The sequence below is a fragment of the Pyruvatibacter sp. HU-CL02332 genome (genome assembly GCF_040362765.1).
Lineage (GTDB): Bacteria > Pseudomonadota > Alphaproteobacteria > CGMCC-115125 > CGMCC-115125 > Pyruvatibacter.
This window is the reverse complement of the sequence record NZ_BAABWK010000002.1, coordinates 675,704-697,859: the sequence shown is the minus strand read 5'-3', so window position 1 is coordinate 697,859 and position 22,156 is coordinate 675,704. Positions and strand designations below refer to the sequence as shown.

Below are 22,156 nucleotides of genomic sequence, written 5' to 3'. Positions count from 1 at the left end.
GGAGGTCGTGATGGGTATTCGAGTGTCTGATGTTGCATTCGTCCGGTTTCAGGCGCCGGACCTGGATCAGATGGAAACCTTCCTGTCTGATTTCGGGTTGGTGAGGGCGTCTCGAACGGATGACGCGCTGTATATGCGCGGTGCCGGCAGCGACCCTTTCGTGCATGTAACCCACAAGGGAGAGGCAGGCTTCGCGGGAATAGCATTTCTGACAGATAGCGTGGCGGACCTTGAGGTTCTGGCCGCCATGGAAGGTGCCAGCCCGGTTGAAGACATCACCGAGCCCGGCGGCGGCAAGCGCGTCCGATTTGTGGACCCCAATGGTCACAAGGTCGAAGTCGTGGCTGACCGCGAGCTGGTTCCAGCTTTGCCCGTACGGCGCAACACGCCGGACAACAAAGCGACCGATAGCCAGCGCGTTGACGTGCCGCTGCGTTCGGGCGAAGGCCCGGCGCAGGTTATGCGTCTTGGCCATTGCGTGCTCAATGTCGTCGATTTCCGCCAGAGCGAGGCCTGGTACAAGGAACGCTTTGGTCTGGTTACGTCAGACGAAATCGAAATCGAAAAAGACATGTCCATTGGCGCGTTCATGCGCTGCGATCAGGGCGAGAAGCCCGTCGACCACCACACATTGTTCTTGCTGGGAACCGGCACTGCCGGCTTCAACCATGCAGCCTTTGAAGTGGCCAATGTGGATGATCTGATGGCCGGCAACAGCCATCTGGAAGCCAGGGGCTACACCCATGAGTGGGGTGTCGGGCGTCATTTCCTCGGCAGTCAGATTTTTGATTACTGGCGCGATCCATGGGGCCACACCGTGGAGCACTGGACCGACGGTGATCTCTTCACCAGTGACACGCCACCCAACATGCAGGGCATAGACACATTGCTTGGTGTCCAGTGGGGGCCGCCGCCGCCGCCCACGCTTGGCTCCTGACACCCCTATTTCAATTTCAATTCAAGGATACGCAGCATGAAGCTCGCAACATTCACCCATGGTGGAACAACACGCATCGGCAAAGTCGTAGACGACAAGATCATTGATCTGTCCAAGGCCGATCCGTCACTGCCAACCGACATGATCAGTTTTCTTGCCGCCGGTGACGCGGCCATGGCCGCAGCGCAGAAGGCCGACTCGGCCGACGCAATCGCGCTGAGTGATGTGACCCTCGAAGCCCCGATCATGAAGCCCGGCAAGGTCATGGCCATCGGCCTCAATTACGGCGACCATGTGAAAGAGTCAGGCCTCGACACACCGGAAAACCAGATCTGGTTCACCAAGTCACCCACAGGCTGCGTCGGCGAGGGTGCTGACGTTCTCAAGCCCGCCGTGTCAGACATGGTCGACTGGGAAGCTGAACTCGTTCTGGTCGTCGGCAAGCGCGCGCGCAATGTCCCACGCGACCGTGCCCATGAGATCGTTGCTGGGTATTGCTGTGGCAATGACATCTCCGTGCGTGACTGGCAGTTCCACTCACCGCAATTCACCATCGGCAAGAGCTTTGACACCCATGGCCCCATCGGCCCATGGCTCACAACATCTGATGAAGTGGGTGATCCCCACGACCTCGACATCAAGTGTCTCGTCAACGGTGAAGAGATGCAAAGCTCCAACACCCAGCATCTGATCTATGACTGCTTCGACCAGATCGCTCAGCTGACACAGGTCATGACCCTGGAGCCCGGCGACATCATCTTCACCGGTACACCCGGTGGCGTCGGCATTGCCATGAAGCCACCCCGGTTCATGAAGGTCGGCGACAAGGTCACCATAGAAATCGAAAAACTTGGATCGATCACCAACACCCTGGTGGCCGAAGATACAAAAACCTTCATCGGGTAGGGGGCTGCCATGTACGACGTCACAATCGTCGGGTACGGCCCGGTTGGGGCCATGCTCGCAGCACTGCTTGGCGCAAAGGGCCGAAAGGTTCTTGTCGTTGAGCGCGATACGAGCATCTACCCACTGCCGCGCGCGGTGCACATGGATCATGAGGTCTTCCGTCTGATCAGCCTGGTCAATGCGGATGAGGCGGTCATGGCGATCAGTCGCCCGACCGCCAGCTACGACTTTGAAACAGCCGACGGTGACCTGTTGATGGGGTTTGTGCCGCCGCTGGAACTGGCCCCGACGGGCTACCCATGGAGCAGCATTTTTCATCAGCCAACGTTGGAAAAAGCCATCCGTGCCGATGTTGCCCGCCACCCGAATGTCGAAGTCCGTCTTGGGGTGGAGTTTGTGTCCTACGACGACAGCGGATCAGATGGTGTCCGCGTCACATTTTCCGATGACCCGCAAAATCCCGTTGAGACGAAGTACCTCGTCGGGTGCGACGGTGGCCGGTCGCTCGTGCGCCGGCAGGCCGGAATCGGAATGGACGATCTGGACTTCAATGAGCCATGGGTGGTGGTCGATGTGCTCCTGAAGGAGGGCATGGACGTGCTGCACAAGGCCAGTCGTCAGATTTGCGATCCCCAGCGCCCCGTCACTTCCATTCCCATCGGCCATGGGCGGCATCGCTGGGAATTTATGCTGCTCCATGATGAAGTCGACCAGGACATGACTGCGCCAGAGAAGCTGGAAAGCCTCATTGCACCTCAGCTCCCCGATGGCGTCACCATGGCCGATATCGAGGTGGAGCGCAGCGCCGTCTACACATTCCATGGTGTGTTTGCTGAGCGGTGGCGCGACGGCCGGGTGCTGATTGCCGGGGATGCAGCTCATCAGATGCCTCCGTTCATGGGGCAGGGCCTGTGTTCTGGTGTCCGGGATGCCGCCAATCTGGCCTGGAAACTGGACGCGATCCTGTCAGGTCATGCGTCGGACGCACTGCTCGACACGGTGCAGCCGGAACGCGAGCCGCAGATCCGTTTCATTACCGAGACAGCCATCGGCATGGGGCAGGTGGTCTGCACCCATGATCCTGAAATTGCGCGCGCACGCGACGCAGAGATGTGCGCGGGTCCGCGCGAGGACCGCATTTCCGGCATGCCCGGATTGCCACCGGTAGAGTCCGGCGGCGCAGAAACCCTCAATGCAGGCCTGCCGCTTGCAAAAGACCCAGGCCTGGATGCAGCAGCGGTCTATCAGCCAATCCTGATTGTGCGATCAAAGGAAGACGCTCCAGATGACGCGGGCGCAAGCAAAGTGCCCGGACTGCATGTAGCGTGGCTTGAAGGCGAAGGAGCTCTGCATGATCCAGACGGCCTGCTTGCCGAGCAGCTCGCTGACGCAGACGCGCTTCTCGCCCGACCCGACAAGATCATTTTTGGAACCGGCAAAGCCAATGAACTGTTGGCCTCCTATGTCCGATATCTCGAAACCGGGAATGGTGTCGCAGCCTAGACTATCTCCGAAGGACCCGACTGCAGGCCTTTGTGATCTTGTTTGCAAGGGCATTTGAGGGCGGTGGAGCGGGGTCACCTGCATCGCAGTGACCCGACGTATCGGCAGGATTGCACCATAATCCTGAGCCGTCAGGTTGTGGTGTAAATGCCAGGCCCTGTGCGCCTGCATCCGCATCGGTCAACTGACCCGAAAGATGGTTGATGACGTGAATACGTGTCATCGCTTTCTCAGGCGGCTGTGGTTTTGTCGCAATGTGCATGTCGGTGAGGGGCACCACCCGCACGGATACAAGACTGAGCGTCCCATCATCCTGCTTCTTGAGCGTGATCCGACCAAGCAGGCCAAAATCGTGGCATAGGTCGTGTCGACCCATGTTCTGCATGCCGAGATGCAGAAAATTCCCCAGCCCGTAAAAGATCAACCCGGATTGCCCCGACGCGGTTTCAATCAGCTCAATGCCGTTGGCCACATGCTTGTGATGTCCGGCAATGAGAGAGAAGCCCTCATTGGCAATGGCCTGCCGAAACTGCCGACGCGTTGACCGTGGCGTCTCCGGCTGAAACTCCTTGCCGTAGTGAACGGAGAGAATTCTGATATCGGCGGGTGTCTCCCGAAGCGCATCTTGAACGAATTCAAAATCATCCGGGTACTGAAGCATGCCAGCCTTGCCAGGAGGCGCCACGACGCCCCAGCCGCCAATGCCGATTGATGACAGCGCGACGGCAGTTCCGTGAATGTCCACCATATGTGGTGCAACTGCGTCCGCACGAGACCGTCCCAGCCCGGGATAGGCAAGCAGGCCCGCGGGTCGCAGATCATTCAGGTGACGCAGCGTGTCACCTGCACCAGCCTGCCGGTAGTCCAGTGCATGATTGTTGGCGAGGGAAAATGCGTTCAGTCCGGCCGCCAAAAATCCTTTGATTGCGTCCGGGTGGGTGCGGAATGAAAACCGTTTTGACGTCCCGCCAATGGCATTGTTTGCAGTCACGGCCGTTTCCAGATTGGCCAGGGAAATATCGGCGGGCAGTTCATGTCGGATGCCGGCAATCGCGTCGTCAATGAGTAAGCGCCGACCGTGCTTGTATCCCCCTTGGGCGGACACTTTTGCGCCTGCACCATTGAAGCCGGTGTCGCCCACGACAACGATTTCAATCAGGTCCTCTGCGCCAAATGCCGGTGCGCCTGGATGCAGAAAAAACAGCGACAACAACGCAGTTCTGGCCGCGTTGGTTACGATGCGTATGTCGATCACCTGATCTGTCCTCCCCGTTTTCCGTGACCAGTCTTGCTGGTTTCCACATCATCCGCCAGCAAAGCGTTTCTTGGCGTAGTACCCAAAGGGTGGTGTAGGCTGGGGCGGGCTAAGAGCGACGAGGAATCGACCATGACGAAAAGTGACGTCATCACGCAGACACTGGAACTGGTTGTAGAAAAAGCTGGCGACCCGGCACCGCTGGTTTACGAACGCCTGTTCAAGGAACGGCCTGACCTTGAAGAGATGTTCTTTATGGATGCTGACGCCGGTGTGCGTGGCTCCATGCTGCAGCAGTGCTTTGACTGCATATTCGACATTGCCGGAGAAGGCGTCCTGTGCAGCAGTGTCATCCCGTCTGAATGCCAGCGTCACACTGAATATGGCGTCGAGTCCGACTTGTTCATCAGCTTCTTCAAGACGATCCAGGACACCTTCAAGGATCTGATCGGTGACGACTGGACGCCAGACATGCAAAGCGCGTGGGATGGCCTGCTGAATGAACTGGCCAGCGTCCACGCCAAGGCGGCCTGATCGACCCGCTTTTTGCAGCTGCAGACATGCCCCGCATATTTTCGGCGAACCTGGAAATTGAAAAAGGTCTTGGCTGTAAACGCCGTCCTGCCAGCTCAAATCCTCTGCGACATGGCAATCAGGGATACCATTCTTCAGGTTTGGAATGAGTGTAGTGGTTCTTCAGGGTGCGTGGTTCCCTCGAAGAACATGCGACCGACTGGAACGCGGTAAGGGTTTGTGTGCGATTGACTGCGCGGCGAAGTCAGTTGTCCGCCGGTGTGCCGTGTTGTCGGAAGGAAGTGGCCTGAGATAACCATCAAAAAGCAGCAGGGCGACCTATGCACTCAAGCGCTCTCGTATGCGTATTTGCTCACGCCAATCCTCCGGCCAATCCCCCGGCCAATCCGTGTGCCCCTACGAACGTGCATTACCCGCCAAAAGGTAAGTAGACAGTGGCAAACCTGGGACAGGCCGACAAAGGCAGTGGCAAAAATGCTGTTCAGAGAGGTGAATTACTCGTGTTTAGCAGGTTTGCCCGTGAACTAACCCCCGGAATGCAGATTTTGACTACTCAAGGTTGAAATGTCTTGAAGGCAGATGAGCCTAACAACCGCACTGCTGGCATGGCTACACAATAGGCGATTGCGTCATCCAGCGCGCCAGCGGCTCTGATCGAAGATCAGCGTACAAATAGTTTATTCACTAATATGTATTACAAATCTGCGTCTCAATCACGTGGGTATTTGGTCATGGTGTCTGATCAGAAGACAAAGCAGTCAAAGACGTTGCAGCGCGCATTTGTGACCGCATGCTTTGGCTTTGCAGGTCTCATACTATTTCAAGCAGCTGTGGCTTACTCGCTGCACGGGACGGCAAGGCTTGGCATCATAATGGCCATAGTGGTTGGGTTGCTGTTTGTGGGTTTAGGTGTACGCGCCCGAATAAGCCAGAACATTGGCCCGCTTGCTCATGTCTTTCTGGCGGGCATGCTGGTGCTCAGTATCGCTGGTTCATATGCGACTGGGGGTGCAGACGGTAGTCTAGCTCCCGTCTTTGTGATTGCGCCACTTTGCGCGGCGTTCTTCCTGGGCCCAAGGACTGCCATGCTTTATGGCGCATTGTCCGCACTGTCGATTCTGCTCCTCTTTGTCGCTGAAACACACGGGCTGGTGCAGCAAAACCCTTTTGACCCGGAAACCGTCAGGCTGGCACAAGCCGTAATGCTCATCGTCCTGACGATTGCAGCGTTGTTGGTATCCTACGCCTTCGCCAACCAACTCAGTAAGCATACACAGACGGTGGAAACAGGTCTTACCGAAGCAGAGTCGGCACTAACTGCAAGCCTGAAGGCACAACAATCCCTGAAGGATCGCGAGACTGAGCTTGTTTCCATCCGTGCGCAGCTTGAGTCGGCCCTGGTCGACCGGGATGAGGCTGTGTCTGGGCTAGCTGAATATGTAGAAGGTGTGGAGAAAGCTGCAATCGTTTCTGTGACGGATCGTCGAGGCAGGATAATCCATGCGAATGACGCCTTTTGCCAGATATCGGGCTACTCACGGGAAGAATTGATCGGCGCCAATCATCGTGTGGTCAATTCGCAGACCCATTCCAAGGCTTTCTTCGTTGAAATGTGGCAATCGCTTGCAGCGGGTCGTATTTGGAATGGCGATATCTGCAATCGGGCCAAGAACGGTGACTTCTACTGGGTGCAGACAACAATTGTCCCCATCAGGTCATCCGATGGTGAGCCGGCCCAGTTTGTTTCAATCCGGTTTGATGTCACGGATCGGATCGCGTCGCGCGCAGCCGTTGAAGAGAAAGCCGAAGCCCTTGAACAGATCGGTGTGGAACTCACCGACAAGGTCCATGAACTTGAATCGAAGGAACTGGAGTTGCAGAGAAGCACCGCGCTCTCTGATCGTATGGCCATTGAAGAAGCCTGTATCACCAGTCTATTGGAGCTCGCTTTTCAGGAGAGCGATATCGAAGACTATTTTGCTGCTTACGCGGACATGCTGCTCCGAAAGATCCCCTGGCTGAAGGGTCAGGTAAAAGTCGGACTCTATATGAGCGATGCAGAACAACAGCCTGATCGAATGCTACTCCAGGCGTCTGCCGTTAGCGGATTCGCCTCCCAACCCAGCTTTCCCAGCTACGTCGGTCGCGATCTGGTTTCTGCTCCGGACCAGAACATTTGCGCGAAACATGCTCCACATCAACGAACCGAAAACTGCCACAGAATCTGCGGGTCACTTCAGGAAAATCAGGCCGACTCCGTAACCATACCGGTGCTTGATGGTGGGCATATTCTTGGCGCGATCCTTATTCAGGCAGAAACGCACGAGTGCATATTTGCGCCATATACCCTGTTTTTGCAGCGCATCAGTTCGGTCTTATCAATGGGAATTACACTGCGAACTTCCATTGTCAGCATGGAGAACGCTCGTGCACGCGCAATCAGGGCCGACGCCGCCAAGACGCAGTTCCTTGCAAACATGAGCCATGAAATCCGCACACCCATGAATGGTGTAATCGGTATGCTCAATTTGTTGATCAAGACGCCGCTTTCTGAACGTCAACTCGAATACGCAGAAACAGCCTTGTACTCGGCCGATGCGCTTTTGGATTTGCTCAACGACATTCTTGATCTGTCAAAGCTTGAGTCAGGGAAGGTCTCGCTCGAGTTGTTGCCGACTGATGTCAGAAATGTACTGCACGACGTCGAGTTACTTTTTCGCGATCCCCTGATGGATAAGGGTGTGGCTTTTGAAGTCCTCTGCGACGCTGACATGCCTGAGTGTCTTGTTATCGATTCTACTCGTGTCAGGCAGATATTGCTGAATCTCATCGGGAATGCGGTCAAGTTCACCGAGAATGGATCAGTCAGCATGCGCGTGGACTACATATCTGATGATAAAATTCCGACGATCAGGTTTGAGGTATCGGACACTGGCATCGGGATTTCCAGCGACGCGGTCCCTAAACTGTTTGACCGGTTTGTTCAGGCTGACAGCACGACAACCAGACGCTTCGGCGGCACCGGCTTGGGCCTGTCCATATGCAAGCATTTGGTGGAAGCTATGGGCGGTGCGATCGGAGCCGAGAGCGTCGAAGGACAGGGAAGCCAGTTCTGGTTTTCTTTGCCAACCGAAGTGGCTGCCGCTCAAAAAGAAGACATGCCAGCGACCAAGCCCGAAAAATCGGTGCCTGATCCAGATCGCAGTCCATTGAAAATACTCGCTGCGGAAGACAATCAGGTCAATCAGCGCCTGCTTCACCTCGTATTGGAGGCAGCGGGCCATAACATCACCTTGGTAGGAAATGGTCGCGAAGCTGTTGACTCAATCAAGTCAGGTGACTTCGACCTAGTGTTGATGGATGTGCATATGCCGGTTCAAGATGGCATCTCCGCGACGCGGGAAATTCGGGCTCTTGGGATCGATATTCCAATTATTGCAGTGACTGCAAATGCAATGGCTGGTGACAGCGAGCGATATCTTCAGGCTGGTATGACCGACTACGTATCCAAACCGATCAATCCGGCCCGCCTGTTGAAATGCGTAAGTCAGTACGAAAGTGTTGCGCCAGCCGAACAGGCGCTATCGGTTTGATCGCCGTTTGATTGTTGCTCCTCCCACTCGACCCATTGACTGGCCCCAGGCGACGCGACCACCTCCTCGGTGGTCATTTGAATCACCTGCAGGGGAGGTTGATAAGGCGGGATACTCCAAATCGTGGACGCCGAGTCTGCCGTGAGACAGCCAAAGGCGCCAGCGGCTCATGGCCATGACATGTCCGGGGCAGACGGTACTTTGCTCGCACCACCAACTTGTGATGGCGGCGTGCCAACCGATTGGTCGGATACTGCCGTTGTTTTGTCCATCACAAGCAGCGCGGTTGAACGTTTAGATGTAGCTGCAGGACTGGTTTTGGCAGTGTAGGCGCGTCAACGAGCGCCAATCTTGGCAACCGACGTCTCAGAAGTTAGTCGTTCGATTGCAACCAGAAGGTTCTGTAGATCTACCGGTTTACTAATGTGTTCATCAAAACCGGCGGCCAGATATTGTCGGGTATGATCTGTCAGCGCATTTGCAGTCAAGGCAACCGCTGGTATGTGCGCATACCAAGCGTTACTTGCACGCACCTGAGCGATCACTTCCGTGCCCAACAGTCCTGGCATGTTTATGTCCAGCAGCAAGATGTCAAAGTAGCTCTTTTCAAGCTCAGGAATGACGTCCCCTCCGCGATTCAGTCGGGTCACTGCAAGGTCAGACCGATGTGCAAACGCACGCGCGATGACGTCGGCGCTGACATCATCATCATCAACAAGAAGCACCCGATATTTCTGGGTGGCATTTGTGGCGTCTGGCACGTGTGCTGTTTCTGATAAGTGGTTGCGCTGAGCTGTCTCAGTCCGGACCTCAACAGGGACCCGAAACCAGAAAGTAGCGCCATTGCCTTCAACGCTGTCGACGCCGATTTTGCCACCCATCTTTTGCACAAATTCTCTCGAGATGGCCAAGCCAAGACCGGTGCCGCCATGACTACGTGTGGCCGACCCATCGACCTGTGAAAAACGCTCGAAAATTTCGTTTAGTTGACCCTTGGGAATCCCAGGTCCGCTGTCTGTGACCCTGAATTCGATTTCAGCGCCGGCAACGAAATCTGCTGTGATGCGGATCTCGCCTTGGTTGGTGAATTTGGCCGCATTGCCGACCAAATTTGTAAGGACCTGGGTTATCCTCTTTCGGTCCGCCACCATCCTTCGTCCCATGCAGCCTTTGGCCTCATGTATGATCCGCAGACCCTTCAATTTTGCAGCTGACTCGATGGACGCTACGGCAGTTGCCATGGCCTCCTCAGGCGCGAAGGTTTCAAGGATACATTCCTCGATCCCTGCTTCGATCTTTGAAAGGTCCAGAACGTCGTTGATGATTGCCAACAAAGATTGGCCTGACGACGCAAGTATACGCAGCATCTCAGTCTGGTCCGAGGTTAAGTCTGAAAGCTCGAGCAGTTGTGCCATGCCCAGCATGCCGTTAAGCGGCGTTCTGATTTCGTGGCTCATATTCGCGATGAATTCGCTCTTGAGGCGGTTCGCCTCGGATTCGCGCTGCAACATTCGAGCTTGTTCTGTGACGTCCAGATTGGCCCCCACCATTATGGTGTCGCCATTCTCCAGTTTTTCGGCCGTTCCAAACGCGCGGATGTAACGCACTTCTCCGTCGCCCCGGACAATCTGAAACTCGTGGTCGAAGGGTTGGCAAGTCGCGATCGTTTGCTCCAGTACGTGAGTTGCCAGTTCAACTGAATCTGGATGAACATGGTCGAGCCAGTCGTTCACCACCCCTCTGAACTCGCTGGGGTCCATCCCGTAGATCGTCATCTGGTTTTCGTCCCAGTCAAGCGATCCAGTTGTGGTATTGAGCTCGAAAATCCCGATGCCAGCTACTTCCGTGGTGATCTTGAGGCGATGCAGCAACCTGCGGCGCTCTTCGCTGACGGTCACGAATTCAGAGATGTCACGTTGCACACCAATATAGTTGATGAGCGTGCCGCAGCGACTGAACACGGGGGAGATACGACCCGAAACCCAATATTCCTTGCCGTCTTTGCGGTTGTTCAGAGCTCGAAAAGAGAAGCTTTCCTTCGAGTTAAGGCCATGCTGGATTTGTTCGATGTCGGAGCTGGCTGTATTGGGCCCCTGCAATACGTCGCCGGGGGAACGGCCTATCATGTCGGACATGTCATACCCTGACAGCGCAGTGAAGCTGTCATTGACCCAGACAGTCTTGCCATCAGCATCCGTAATGACAACCGCTTCTGAGGTGTGTCGCGCGACAAGGCTCTGCAGCTGAAGATCACCTTCTCGCTTGGCAAGTTCGGCTTTTTCCTTTGCCAGCAGATCCATCCTGCGGGTGATTTCCTGCTCCTGCCGTTTACGCACGGTGACGTCACGCTGGATGGCCACCCAGTAGTGGAACCAGCCGGATTCATCCGCAACCGGACGAATGTCGAGCTCGGCCCAGAACTCTGTCCCATCTTTCCTGTAGTTTCGGATTTCTTCGCGGATGCTGGACCAATTGGTAAGCGCATCGCGGATGCGATGTTTTGTTTCCAGGTCGGTATCCGCGCCCTGCAGAATTCGGGGCGAGTTGCCGACGATCTCCTCGCGGCTGTAGCCGGTCATTTCGGTGAAGGCATCGTTGCACCACACGACCCTAGGGCCAGGATGATCGATTGATTCTGTGGTGGCGATGATTACCGCATCGCGCATGTGCCACGGTAGGCTGCTGATTACAGCATCAAGCTGCATGGCCTTCGTCCCCTAATTGATCGCCCTGCCCAGGCATATCCAACTGTGGAGTCTTTAAGTTACTTCCACATTAACGCATATGTTACATGCAATCGCGTGAATGACGAATGCACGAGCACCCATGACGATGCAATTTTAAGAGAAGGATCAGGCCGGTCGGGTTGGTGTTTGAATAGTTCAGGAAATGGCGGCAGGGCTTGCCCTGTATGTTGCGAGGAACAGGTCGTCCAGCTGGCCAGCCAGCGATTCTATGTTTTCGCCTTCCACGAGGCATCGGGTTGCATTTGCGTCTCGCACCAGGATAGCAGATGAGCTGTTACGTTGTGTCATCCCGACAAACGACATCACCCAGCGGTCAAAGTGTTTTCGGTCCGCGGCCACATCACATTGGATCACGATGTCACGGTGACGGCGATCATGGGTGATGGATTCCATAAGTGCTTCGATAGACAAGGGTGCACCCTCTATCACCTGCACAAAACAACCCATGTGGAATACCAGCGCACCGGTGATACCCGCTGCCGTGTTGTGCAAATCGGATGTCTCCAGGATGGCCGCCAGATCATCTTCTGCGAGACCGGGCATGGCTTTGGAAGTGTAAACAAGACGCCGTACCGGTCCGGACAAGGTCATCGTCATCGTTACAGCTCCCCCAGCTGTGGCTTGGTGTTTCCGCAATGACCAACTGTGTGTGTAGCTGAAGGAGCCTGCTCAGTGCTCTTGGGCACGACGCTCGTCGACCTCGCGGTCAGTATGGCCGGTCCGGCGTCGGTCCGGTCCCTTGTACTTGGCCTCGCTCACGAAATGCCGCGGTTTGGAGAGTGCCGTATTCAGTTTGTTGAGCAGGTTCTCAGCACTAACTGGCTTGGCAACGAATTCATTGCACCCGGCATCCCTCGCTGCCTTGATGCGCCAGATTTCTGAGTGGCCCGAGCAGACGACGATCGGGATTTGTGTGGTTTGGATGTCGGTAGCCTTGCGAACCATCTCAATGAACTCGATGCCATCGATGGGTTCCATGTTTAAATCAACGATAATCGCATCGAAGGGATTCTGGCGCATCCGCTCTAGCCCCATAACGGGGTCACGAACAGCGACAACGCTTCTGCACCGCGCGGCTCTGAGTATCGCTTCATGAATGCGGAGCATGTGAAGATTGTCATCAACAATCAGCACGCTGGATCTGGTAATTTCGCCTGCCATTTGCCTTAGTCCCCTAGTCTATGACGGGTACAAGGCTATTCAGAACATCTATATAATTCGCTAATATTATTAGCCGTAGGCCTCGCGGCGGCCTGTTGCACTAGTTGTCGGACTCGCGGCCGGCATGGCCATCAGGAGCCACCCGATCCATGCTCGACGCATAGCGGGCAAGAATCTTGGACAGATGAGGCATGGCGATCGGCTTGCTGAGGTAGTCATCGAACCCCTCAGCGAGAAAGCGATCACTGTCGCCAGGCATGGCGTGGGCCGTACACGCCACCACAGGTGTGTCGCGGTTCAGTCGGCGCATAAGCTTCATGCATTCCACACCGTCCATGACCGGCATCATGATGTCCATGAGGACAACGTCAAAATTGGACCTGCCGAACGCGCTGAGACCCGCATTGCCATCGTTGGCAGTTTCCGATTGATGCCCCAGCGCCGTCACCATGCGCTCAAGCAGCAGACGGTTGGCTGAGTTGTCGTCGACAATAAGGATATGCAGTATCGCGTCTGCATCACTCGCATCGTGCGTCGGTGCTTCGCCATGTGAGCGCGTTAAAGACTTGACCGGGATCTCAATGGTAACTCCCGAGGAGCCGCTGGTCTCGTGGCCATCATGGTGCTTCCCGCCAATACCTTCCAGAAGCAGGTTGGCCAGTCCGCGGAGTGCCCCTGAAGTATCAATTTTCGGTTCGGCGGGCACTACCGCATCCGGCGCTTCATTTGGCGTGACGGTCATCAGCAGCATGTCCGGGACAGTGTCGACGGCCCAGGAAAGTGTGTATCTCGTGCCTGGCATATGCTGCCTGGACAAGTCCTCCGTCAGCATGGCGACAGCACGGCTGACGCGTCGTCCATCAATACTAACGCGGGTGCTCCCGTTCTTAAGCAAGACTGGATCTGCATCAACGTGGATGGTGCTTGGCATGGAGCCTAGGATCAGGTCAGACAGATCCTGCAATGATAGGTCGTCCCATTCCGGTTCAAAGCTGTTTGCCGCGATGGTGCTCAGGTCGAGCAGGTCGCAGACCTTCAGTTCCAGTTCGGTTGAGAGAGTTTCGACCCTGTGCCGGATGTCTGGCGGAGGAGCGCTGATCGTGTCGTCCACATAGGTTTTATTCAGCACCACGGTCAGCTCACTGAGCAGCGTCCGTAAGTCGAAACCGAGTCCAGACAGGGCATCAGACAGGGCATCAATGCTCTGGGTAGCTTCTGTAGGCATCTTCAAGTCCCTAGCGCTACCGGCTTACTAGCCAGCAATTGACCCTCGACGAAGTGATTCTAATGTAAAATATTACATTATTGAATTAACAAAACGACATCAAATTAGTGTCTTCCACCTAGGCTGTTTTCTGGTGTTCCAAAATATGACTCTGAGTCAGAGTAGCTGGTCTGACGCTCGTGGCAAGGGTTGACCTATGTCTTGGGAAGCGCTTACACGTCGATACAATCAAAAGTTGTATCAATTATATAGAATCGCGCTTAACCTGTGTTCCAGAGGACGGATTTACAGGAGACGCGATGTGTCTCCGGGCAAAAAGAATGGCCCGGTCATTTAGGCGCTAGCTCCGCACAGTATGTGTTAGTAGATTGTTCACTTTGTTAAGTTACTTGGTCATGCTCTGTTTCCAATTTGGGCATACCGGTTTGTGTGACCACCCGGAACTGCGCCAGTCGTCGGTACTCCGGCTCACCTGAATTTGGAGGGTGCTTCATATGGACGTTGCCCGTACGGAACGAACGATCCGCAACGGTGTGCACACCAAAGCATCAACGCGGGCCGTGCGTGATCGCCGTGCCGCGCTTGCGGCCGTCGATCTTATGGAAGTGGCAGCGCGGCTGTTGGCTCAGAAGAGTGACGGCACCGACTTGACCAGTACTCAATGGTTGGCGCTGCGGTTCTTTGCAGATGCTTCTGCCCGCAATACGATTGGGGAATTCGCCGAGTTTTTTCGAGTGTCTCCCTCAAGCGCATCGCAAACTATCTCTCGCCTGCGGCAACGGGACCTGGTGGCCTATGAACGCCCCCCGGAAGATCGGCGCCGCTGTGAGGTTGTTGTCACCGATGCTGGGCGTAAACTGCTCAAGTCAGATCCCGCAGCATCAGTGGCCGAACTGCTGTTGACGCTTGACCGGGACCAGTTTGATGGCTTGGTAGCCGGGCTCACAGCCCTCATCGTGACCGACTCTGAAATGTTTGACTAGCACGCGTCGTCTTTGGACGCGGCATCGCGTTCCTCGACAAGGACGTCGCTCAGAGCTTCCATTTCGTTGACCAGTCTCTTCGACAGGACCTTTAGCTGTTGAAGAAGCTCCATCGGCACGACGGCATCAGTCACCGCATCGGTACCAGTGGGGCGGACGGCGGGTGAATGCGTCCGGTTGAGACGTACCACGTTAGACATGACAGAGTTTTCCTCGAACAGGTAGAAAGCGCGGGTCGTTTGCGTGACCGCTGTGCAACAGCACTCAGGCTGTGGCCCTATTGAGTGCCCGCCTGAACGCGACAAGTTCCGAGATATGCGAGAGAAGCGCCAACTGCTCCGACTTGTTGGGCAGGGTCTTGACGATGTCGTCAAGGGCATGGCGGACATCCACTGGCCTGATGTCATCGCAGGGTCCGAATGCAATCGCCTTTTCGGCAACGCGATCCGCTTCTTCCAACAGAGTCTGAATGGTGGCCTGATCTATCATGACAGTTCCCCTCAAGTGTCAAAGACGCCAAGCGCTTTCGCGCCCGCTGCGGCTAATTATATTAGACAATAACATTTGTAGGATCGGCGTTCTTAACAGCGCGTTAATTGAACGTGTGTTGCCCGGTGTCTTTTTGGGTGAGCGTCGCCTGTTTGGCGGTCTTTCCGCCTGTCTGTATCCTTTACGCTAGGCAAAACCATGGTTTTTTGGTTTCAACGTGTCACCGGCTCTGTGCCCGCGACAGCTGCCCAAACGGCCCAAAACCCGTTAACCGAATTTTATGTAAGTCGCTTCATATTTAATCACATTCTATTTTTGAATGCCGATTAATGGGGGATACCATGTTGGGTAAATTTAAGAGCATTGGCACAGCGGCGGACGGCGGTTTTACGCTGGGCCTCTCTGCAAAAATTTACGGCGGGTTTGGCGCCGTTTTACTGCTGGCAGCCTTTATGGGCGGATTTGCGTTCTTCGGCGCACAGAGCATCGGAAATGACTTCAATGAGTTCCGCCATACGGCTCATGAAAGTGACCTGATCTCGGTTATCCAGGAAGATATTCTGAAGGCGCGCATGGCGGCCTATCAGTTCCGAAACACCGCAGATGTGGCAAAGGCCCAGACGGCCATCGCAAGCCTAGAGGAGCTTGTCGCAGTTGAGGGCCAGGCCAAGGCAGCTTTCACGGCAGCAGACGATCTCAAGCGCCTCGACCAAATCATTAGCCTGACGGAAACCTACAAGGCTGGCTTTCAGAATGTGGTGACATCACAGGGTACCATCTCAAGGCTGATGACGGTTGACCTTGCGGGCCACGTGGCCGCTGGATGGACCGGTTTCGAAGAGGTCGAAACGCAGCTGGGCGCCTCTGGCCAGAGCCAGGCCCTGATCACAGCCTCTGTCGCCCAGTCGCATTTCAGCCGCGCCATTGCCGCCAAGGAGCGGTTCCGGCGGACGGGTGAAAGCGCTGATGCCAAGACGGCCTCCTCGGAATTCGGCAAGGCTTCAGAAGGGCTCTCGAAGCTGGGCCGCGAAGTGCGCGGCAGCAGTGCCGCACGCCCGGTCTCCGTCCTCGCAGGCCAGGTTGCTGACGCCGGAAAGGTATTTGCCGAAGCCGCGACCTTTGTTTCCACACGCAATGAAATCTACTCTTCCACCCTCGATGTGGTTGGACCTGAAATCAGCGCAATTGTTGCTGAGCAGCGCAGTGCCATTTCGGAGTATCAGAGCAAGGCATCCGCTCTGGCCGAAGAACATGTGGTCAGCACGGAAATTTCCACAATTTTTGTCCTCGTCCTGGCATTGGCCACTGGTGCAGTCGCGGCGTTCTTCGTCGCCCGGTTGGTTACCAAGCCAGTCACTAATGCCGTGACCTACTTGGGCAAGCTTGCGGATGGCGAAACGGACTTCGCTGTCGTTGGAACTGATCGCAAAGATGAGATCGGCGCGATGATGCGAACGGTCGTTGCCTTGCAGAAGCCGGTTGCTGAAGCGTTTTTCCTGAAGAACGTTGTAGATGAAACGCCAATTGCGATCATGACAGCGGATCCCGAAGATGACTTCAAGGTTACCTACGCAAACAAGCAAACCTTTGAGAGCCTGAAACCACTAGCTGCGCTTCTGCCGATTGATCCCAAAGACATCGTCGGCCAGTCAATCGATATCTTCCACAAGCAGCCGGAAATGCAGCGTCGGGTTCTTTCAAACCCCGACAACCTGCCGCACCGTGCGAAGATTTCGCTAGGCAACGAAGTGCTTGATCTGCGCGTCTCTGCCATTAGGGACCGCAACGGCAAGTATATCGGCCCCATGCTCTCTTGGAGCATCGTAACGGGCATGGTTCGCCTGGCCGAATCCTTCGAAGCAAGTGTCGGCTCTATCGCCCAGAATGTGGCTGCCGGGTCGACTGAGGCCGAGGCAACCGCTAGTCAGCTGTTGAACAGTGTGGAATCATCAGCTGACCGCATTTCTGCAACCGCCGCTGCGGCTGAAGAAAGCTCAACCAATGTACAGACTGTTGCAACCGCCACAGAAGAGCTCACAGCTTCTATCCGTGAAATCTCGGAGCGTGTGGTGGAAGTGTCGAAGGTTGCCGACTCTGCGGTGACAGAGACCAACACGTCGGTGGAGTCACTTAAGTCGCTTTCTGCGGCCAGTGAGCAGATTGGTGAAATCATCGGTCTGATTACTGACATCGCGTCTCAGACCAATCTCCTCGCTCTAAACGCCACGATCGAGTCTGCTCGTGCCGGTGAAGCGGGTAAGGGTTTTGCGGTTGTGGCAAATGAGGTCAAGGCGCTTGCTGAGCAGACCTCGAAAGCCACGGATGACATCCGTGGACATATTGAGCAACTCCAGGAGATAACCGGAGACGCTGTCCGCAGCATCACCGGTGTTCAGGAAATCAATGGTCGCCTGAGCGAAGTCTCGACGGCAATTGCCTCCGCGGTGGAAGAGCAGAACGCCGCCACCAACGAGATTTCGAGCAGTGTGCAGCAAGCCGCTGCCGGGTCGGCCGAGATTTCCAAGAACATCGTCGAGGTCAAGCAGGTGAGCGAAGAGAACGGCACGGCCGCGCAATCGCTCAGCGAGGCAGCCTCAAGTCTCTCGGAACAGTCTGAAGTACTGAAGAAGGCTGTTGATGAGTTCCTTGTGGAAGTGCGCGCAGCGTAGCTCAACGGACAACCAGCCCCTGCTTCATGCAAGTGAAGCAGGGGCAACACACGGTTCTGCGGTCGGACAGTGGGTGGAACTAGGGAGCGTCAACCTCCTGTCAGCGGTAACGCTTCCGATGCCCATCAATGTTCAGCCGCAAAAAAGCCGCCGGTCGATCCTGTCACGTGGATCGGCCGGCGGCTTATCTTTTGCTGCTGTGGGGAACCGTGGTGCCGTATGAGCCGTCGCGTCGACGGGTTAAGGGCTGCAGGGATCTATCAGGTGGCAAGGAAACACAGCGAGACGGAGCCGGACGTGGCTCTGGGAATAAGAACGCTGTGTTGAAGCCGCGCCTGAGTTCTAAAAGACTTCGGCCAGTTTGTTGACCTGTATGGGTTTTTCGAGATGTCCATCAAACCCATGCGCCAAAAGCGCAGTTACCTGATCCGGCATCGCGTCGGCCGTGACGGCGATGATCCGCAACTGCGGCACAGTGCTGAGTGATGCCGCCAATGTGCGAATCTCCTTCGCCGCAGTAGGCCCGTCCATGACGGGCATATGGACATCCATCAAGACGGTATCAAATGGGTTGGCCTGCCATGCTTCTACAGCCTCCAGGCCATTGCAGACGATATGCGACTGGATCCCCAAATGGGTTAGCATGCGGGCAATCACCAGGCGGTTGATTTCATTGTCATCGACGACGAGTACCCGCGCTGTGGTTGCCTCGCGCAGCACACCGGGCTGATTGTCAGGAACCATAGAAGGGGCCTGTACCTCTGTCGCTATCTCGACGGGCAGCCCAACCAAGAACGTCGAACCCTTTCCGCTGTCACTTTCTACGCCGATGGTGCCGCCCATCAGGGTGCACAGGTCATTGCAGATGCTCATGCCCAGCCCGGTGCCTCGCGCGCCGCTGCCGCCTGTTGCGTCTTCCTGCGTATAAGGTTCGAACACCTTCTCCTGGAAAGAGCGTGACATACCAACTCCCGTATCTTCGACCGACAGGAAGAGCTGCGCCTCGCGCTCGGACTTTGCAGCAAGGCGAATGTGAACACGCACACCGCCAAGGTGGGTGAATTTGATCGCGTTCGAAATGAGGTTGTTAAGTATCTGCGAGATCTTTTTCTCGTCGCCTATAACCATTGTGCCGTCTGCAAAATCCGAATGCATCGAAAGGGAGATGCCTTTTTGCTGCGCCCGCCCTTGGAACAGGGCAATGCACTCAGCTGTCAGGCCAGCCGGTTTGAACGGACGTGACATCACTTTCATGGTTCCGCTGTCGAGCTTTGCAAGGTCAAGCGACTTGCTGAGCGTGTCCAAGAGGGCATCTCCAGCGCTTGCTATGGTTTCGACCATTTCAGCTTGATCCGGCGCCAAATTGCTGGATTTCAACATTTCGGCCATGCCCAGGACGCCGTTGAGCGGTGTTCGTATCTCGTGGCTCATGACCGCCAGAAAGTCTGACTTGGCCTTGTCCGCAAGTTCTGCATGCCGGCGGGCATGCTCCGCGATCGTAAGTGCCTGCCTGAGTTCGAGTTCATCCACGACGATGCAGGCAAGATCCCGCAGGTCGTCCATCGTTTCATTAGAGATGGGTGTTACTTCATCGTAAATGAGGCAAAGCGTCCCCAGCTTAACATCGCCGCGCGCGATGAGGGGGGCACCAACATAGGTCCGAATATGCGGTGCACCAGTCACCAGCGGATTGTCGGCAAACCGTGGGTCTTGAGTTGCGTCCGGAATGAAAAAGATATCGTCCTGATGAATGGCGTGTGCGCAGAAAGCTTGCTCGCGCGGCGTCTCTTTCGCATCAAGGCCAACCGCGGATTTGAACCATTGCCGTTTTTCGTCGACGAGCGAAACAAGTGAGATCGGCGCCCGGTAGTTCCGCGCGCAGAAGCGTGTAATCCTGTCGAATGTGAGTTCCGGTTCGGTATCAAGAATGTCCAAGTCCCGCAGCACTTCGAGGCGCCGGACTTCCTGTTCTTGTTCGTGCGTCATGTCCGTATATCGCCCGACTCTATTGACCGTGAAGACATGCTGCCGATCTCACGGAGCATCAAAAAAGAGTAAGTAACTAATATTAATAAATCGTTTATGATTGCCCGCGGGTCATCGTCCGGGAACGGATCATGTCTGCCAAGGAGCGCTGTCCAAGGGATCCTGATCCACTAGCTTTCGGCTGAGTGTTGATTGACTCTTTCCGCATACAGATCGCTAGCGACAAAGGACATCACGGGCGACGTGAAATGGTGTCTGATCGATAGGCCCCGAGCGAAAAAGGTGCCGTTGCAGTCGCCATCGCTGGCTCCTAGGTATCAAAAAGGCAGCCGGGCTAGTGCCCGGCTGCTGTGGTGTTCTGCGGAAGGTGGAAACTCAACAGGGTCCCGGGTTAGAGGTCCGCAACTGGCGTGTGTTGGATATCTGGCCAGGTTTCTTCGGCATTCTTCAGGATGCGGGCCTTGTCCTGACTGTATTTCTCGAAGACGGCGGCGTTGACGAAAAGGAATAGCTTGCCATCCACGATGTCTGCAAAACGTGGGTCACCATCGAACTTCTTGCCAAGCGCCACCGCATAGGCACAGAACCCACCATATTGTGGCATGTATTTCTCAGGTGTGGCTTCGAAGAGTTCAGCGGATTTCTTCGAAGCAAAGTAGTAAGCCACGCCGTCATTTACGACGGTATGCGCGGCATCGCCGTGCGCAACTGCGTTCAGGTTGGAAAGCACAACCGTATCCATACCGTGTACGGCAAGCGGCACGCCGCTGGTGGTGATACCAGTGGAGACATTGTACTCGTCAGCCGAGTATGCGGCCGAGGGAATAGCTAGTGCGATTGCAGCCGACGCGGCGACGAGGTGCAGTTTGATGTTCATCTGTAAGTCCTTTCTGAGACCTGATTTGGGTTCGTATTGACCCAACAGGAGTGCTGATAAACAGCTTCCTATCGGTAAGAGAGCGCCTGGCCGGGGCGGCTGAGGTTGGGGGGGGCTCCGGCCAGGCGCCAACTGCCGTCCGCATCGAACAACTACTGCACTTAGGGGATATGCAGGCAGCTATTGGAGGAGAGATGCGGACGGCCATTTCGGTCATGCGTCTCGCTTAGTCGCGGTCGGCTGCCCGAATTCTCGCAACTGTGTTTTCGGTGTTGTCGACCGCGCTGGCGATCATCCGGAAATTCACCAGTGATGCGTCATAGCCGTTGTAGTGCTCGGTAATGGCACCGGCGGTCGCATCGGTGACCACCATCACCTCAAACCCGGCCTCAATGAGACTTCGCATGTGGGACTCAGTGCAGAGGTTGGATGACATTCCGGCGAGGATGACTTTGTTGATGCCGGCTTTTCGAAGTTGAAGCACCAGGTCATTGCTGTCGGGACCGTAGACTTTGTGAGGGCTGGTGACGACGGTCTTGCCGTTGTTGATATAGCGCTTGTACCGATCGAGCCAATCGGCCCCGGAGCCTTCAAAACCTTCAAGGGTCAGGGCGTGAGGCCGGTCAAACATACCGATGCCGTGCATGAGCGTCTCAAGCGTTCCCTCGAAGTGCCATTTGTGATCGTGTGCGAAGTAGTAATGGGGCGATACGAAGACTGGCATGTCTGTCTCTTCCGCCACTGCAAAAAGAGCTTCGAGGTTCTCGACCGTGCCGTTTGCGGTGATGCTCTCGCCCACAACGCCCCAGGTTACTCCTTCAGGTGAAAGGAAGTCGTTCTGCGGATCCGTAATGACGATTGCGGTCTCACCCTTGGAAATATCGAAACCCGGCATCGGCAGTCCATCATTCACCGGCGGTTCGATGGCAGTTGCAGCACGGCTGAAATCTTCTCCCTGTGCGGCCCCTGGTATGGTGCAAATGGCGATTGAGGAGGCTGTGAGGAGAAGAAGACTCACAAGTGTTTTGGTCGATAAGGTTGTTTGGCGCATGGGTATCTCCCGCAGCAGGTATTGGACATATGCGGCAAGCAGGTCTGGCGGGATTGAAACAATGAGAATTGCCAGGTCTGTTGTCTTGACGCAGGCCTATTCTGTATGCGGAGGGTCGTGGGGTATTGACAGTTCGTGTCAGCCTTTTGACAGAACGTGCCATTCCGCAGGCACGCAAGTGCAACACACACAAACGGCGCGGTCTTTCCAGCGCAAGATCTTCGCAGGTGTTTTTTAGGC

17 protein-coding genes are annotated in these 22,156 nt (G+C 55.6%); 7 read left to right on the top strand and 10 right to left on the bottom strand.

Annotation, left to right across the window (positions count from 1 at the left end):
• Nucleotides 1-10 precede the first annotated feature (10 nt).
• The 3 genes from ABXH05_RS13985 to ABXH05_RS13975 are packed head-to-tail and all read left to right on the top strand — an operon-like array spanning nucleotide 11 to nucleotide 3,346.
• Nucleotides 11-937 carry a VOC family protein gene (locus ABXH05_RS13985; RefSeq protein ID WP_353561580.1) on the top strand — a complete coding sequence of 309 codons (927 nt, stop codon included), beginning with the start codon at nucleotides 11-13 and terminating at the stop codon, nucleotides 935-937.
• 36 nt (nucleotides 938-973) lie between these two features.
• Nucleotides 974-1,843: a fumarylacetoacetate hydrolase family protein gene (locus tag ABXH05_RS13980; RefSeq protein WP_353561578.1), complete on the top strand. Its 870-nt coding sequence runs from the start codon at nucleotides 974-976 to the stop codon at nucleotides 1,841-1,843.
• Between the two features lie 9 nt (nucleotides 1,844-1,852).
• On the top strand, nucleotides 1,853-3,346 hold the full coding sequence (locus tag ABXH05_RS13975) for a bifunctional 3-(3-hydroxy-phenyl)propionate/3-hydroxycinnamic acid hydroxylase (RefSeq protein WP_353561576.1): 1,494 nt from the start codon (nucleotides 1,853-1,855) through the stop codon (nucleotides 3,344-3,346).
• A gap of 1 nt (nucleotide 3,347) precedes the next feature.
• On the opposite strand, the gene ABXH05_RS13970 is transcribed toward ABXH05_RS13975, so the two are convergent.
• A complete protein-coding gene (locus ABXH05_RS13970; protein WP_353561574.1) occupies nucleotides 3,348-4,601 on the bottom strand; it encodes a CapA family protein in 1,254 nt (417 codons plus the stop codon).
• A 132-nt stretch (nucleotides 4,602-4,733) separates the two neighbouring features.
• Between ABXH05_RS13970 and ABXH05_RS13965 the strand changes: the two genes are divergently transcribed.
• Together ABXH05_RS13965 and ABXH05_RS13960 are read left to right on the top strand one after the other, a co-directional pair.
• The gene (locus ABXH05_RS13965) at nucleotides 4,734-5,135 is read left to right on the top strand and encodes a globin domain-containing protein (RefSeq protein WP_348139804.1); all 402 of its coding nucleotides are present in this window, start codon (nucleotides 4,734-4,736) and stop codon (nucleotides 5,133-5,135) included.
• Nucleotides 5,136-5,866: 731 nt separating this feature from the next.
• Nucleotides 5,867-8,728, top strand: a complete 2,862-nt coding sequence (locus ABXH05_RS13960; protein WP_353561572.1) for an ATP-binding protein — start codon at nucleotides 5,867-5,869, stop codon at nucleotides 8,726-8,728.
• 335 nt (nucleotides 8,729-9,063) lie between these two features.
• Here ABXH05_RS13960 and ABXH05_RS13955 read toward each other — a convergent pair whose 3' ends face one another.
• From ABXH05_RS13955 to ABXH05_RS13940, 4 genes are all read right to left on the bottom strand, one after another.
• Entirely contained in the window at nucleotides 9,064-11,433 is a 2,370-nt protein-coding gene (locus ABXH05_RS13955) for a PAS domain-containing protein (protein WP_353561570.1), read from the bottom strand.
• Nucleotides 11,434-11,610: 177 nt separating this feature from the next.
• Nucleotides 11,611-12,072, bottom strand: a complete 462-nt coding sequence (locus tag ABXH05_RS13950) for a BLUF domain-containing protein (RefSeq protein ID WP_353561568.1) — start codon at nucleotides 12,070-12,072, stop codon at nucleotides 11,611-11,613.
• Between the two features lie 72 nt (nucleotides 12,073-12,144).
• On the bottom strand, nucleotides 12,145-12,636 hold the full coding sequence (locus tag ABXH05_RS13945) for a response regulator (protein ID WP_353561566.1): 492 nt from the start codon (nucleotides 12,634-12,636) through the stop codon (nucleotides 12,145-12,147).
• Between the two features lie 100 nt (nucleotides 12,637-12,736).
• A complete protein-coding gene (locus ABXH05_RS13940) occupies nucleotides 12,737-13,861 on the bottom strand; it encodes a response regulator (protein WP_353561564.1) in 1,125 nt (374 codons plus the stop codon).
• 494 nt (nucleotides 13,862-14,355) lie between these two features.
• Between ABXH05_RS13940 and ABXH05_RS13935 the strand changes: the two genes are divergently transcribed.
• On the top strand, nucleotides 14,356-14,844 hold the full coding sequence (locus ABXH05_RS13935; protein WP_353561562.1) for a MarR family winged helix-turn-helix transcriptional regulator: 489 nt from the start codon (nucleotides 14,356-14,358) through the stop codon (nucleotides 14,842-14,844).
• On the opposite strand, the gene ABXH05_RS13930 is transcribed toward ABXH05_RS13935, so the two are convergent.
• Nucleotides 14,841-15,044, bottom strand: coding sequence for a hypothetical protein (locus tag ABXH05_RS13930; protein WP_353561560.1), 204 nt, complete (start codon nucleotides 15,042-15,044; stop codon nucleotides 14,841-14,843). The genes ABXH05_RS13935 and ABXH05_RS13930 overlap by 4 nt on opposite strands.
• A gap of 64 nt (nucleotides 15,045-15,108) precedes the next feature.
• On the bottom strand, nucleotides 15,109-15,333 hold the full coding sequence (locus ABXH05_RS13925) for a hypothetical protein (RefSeq protein WP_353561558.1): 225 nt from the start codon (nucleotides 15,331-15,333) through the stop codon (nucleotides 15,109-15,111).
• 341 nt (nucleotides 15,334-15,674) lie between these two features.
• Between ABXH05_RS13925 and ABXH05_RS13920 the strand changes: the two genes are divergently transcribed.
• On the top strand, nucleotides 15,675-18,002 hold the full coding sequence (locus ABXH05_RS13920; protein WP_353561557.1) for a methyl-accepting chemotaxis protein: 2,328 nt from the start codon (nucleotides 15,675-15,677) through the stop codon (nucleotides 18,000-18,002).
• Nucleotides 18,003-18,344: 342 nt separating this feature from the next.
• On the opposite strand, the gene ABXH05_RS13915 is transcribed toward ABXH05_RS13920, so the two are convergent.
• The 3 genes from ABXH05_RS13915 to ABXH05_RS13905 form a co-directional block, all read right to left on the bottom strand.
• Complete coding sequence (locus ABXH05_RS13915) at nucleotides 18,345-19,988, bottom strand: GAF domain-containing hybrid sensor histidine kinase/response regulator (protein ID WP_353561555.1); 1,644 nt, start codon at nucleotides 19,986-19,988, stop codon at nucleotides 18,345-18,347.
• A gap of 391 nt (nucleotides 19,989-20,379) precedes the next feature.
• Nucleotides 20,380-20,865: a YHS domain-containing (seleno)protein gene (locus tag ABXH05_RS13910; RefSeq protein ID WP_353561553.1), complete on the bottom strand. Its 486-nt coding sequence runs from the start codon at nucleotides 20,863-20,865 to the stop codon at nucleotides 20,380-20,382.
• Nucleotides 20,866-21,091: 226 nt separating this feature from the next.
• Nucleotides 21,092-21,916, bottom strand: a complete 825-nt coding sequence (locus tag ABXH05_RS13905; protein ID WP_353561551.1) for an isochorismatase family protein — start codon at nucleotides 21,914-21,916, stop codon at nucleotides 21,092-21,094.
• Nucleotides 21,917-22,156 lie beyond the last annotated feature (240 nt).

Coding starts and splice junctions, on each gene's coding strand:
- ABXH05_RS13985 (WP_353561580.1), top strand. CDS start 11: ATGGGTATTCGAGTGTCTGATGTTGCATTCGTCCGGTTTCAGGCGCCG.
- ABXH05_RS13980 (WP_353561578.1), top strand. CDS start 974: ATGAAGCTCGCAACATTCACCCATGGTGGAACAACACGCATCGGCAAA.
- ABXH05_RS13975 (WP_353561576.1), top strand. CDS start 1,853: ATGTACGACGTCACAATCGTCGGGTACGGCCCGGTTGGGGCCATGCTC.
- ABXH05_RS13965 (WP_348139804.1), top strand. CDS start 4,734: ATGACGAAAAGTGACGTCATCACGCAGACACTGGAACTGGTTGTAGAA.
- ABXH05_RS13960 (WP_353561572.1), top strand. CDS start 5,867: ATGGTGTCTGATCAGAAGACAAAGCAGTCAAAGACGTTGCAGCGCGCA.
- ABXH05_RS13955 (WP_353561570.1), bottom strand. CDS start 11,433: ATGCAGCTTGATGCTGTAATCAGCAGCCTACCGTGGCACATGCGCGAT.
- ABXH05_RS13950 (WP_353561568.1), bottom strand. CDS start 12,072: ATGACGATGACCTTGTCCGGACCGGTACGGCGTCTTGTTTACACTTCC.
- ABXH05_RS13945 (WP_353561566.1), bottom strand. CDS start 12,636: ATGGCAGGCGAAATTACCAGATCCAGCGTGCTGATTGTTGATGACAAT.
- ABXH05_RS13940 (WP_353561564.1), bottom strand. CDS start 13,861: ATGCCTACAGAAGCTACCCAGAGCATTGATGCCCTGTCTGATGCCCTG.
- ABXH05_RS13935 (WP_353561562.1), top strand. CDS start 14,356: ATGGACGTTGCCCGTACGGAACGAACGATCCGCAACGGTGTGCACACC.
- ABXH05_RS13930 (WP_353561560.1), bottom strand. CDS start 15,044: ATGTCTAACGTGGTACGTCTCAACCGGACGCATTCACCCGCCGTCCGC.
- ABXH05_RS13925 (WP_353561558.1), bottom strand. CDS start 15,333: ATGATAGATCAGGCCACCATTCAGACTCTGTTGGAAGAAGCGGATCGC.
- ABXH05_RS13920 (WP_353561557.1), top strand. CDS start 15,675: ATGTTGGGTAAATTTAAGAGCATTGGCACAGCGGCGGACGGCGGTTTT.
- ABXH05_RS13915 (WP_353561555.1), bottom strand. CDS start 19,988: ATGACGCACGAACAAGAACAGGAAGTCCGGCGCCTCGAAGTGCTGCGG.
- ABXH05_RS13910 (WP_353561553.1), bottom strand. CDS start 20,865: ATGAACATCAAACTGCACCTCGTCGCCGCGTCGGCTGCAATCGCACTA.
- ABXH05_RS13905 (WP_353561551.1), bottom strand. CDS start 21,916: ATGCGCCAAACAACCTTATCGACCAAAACACTTGTGAGTCTTCTTCTC.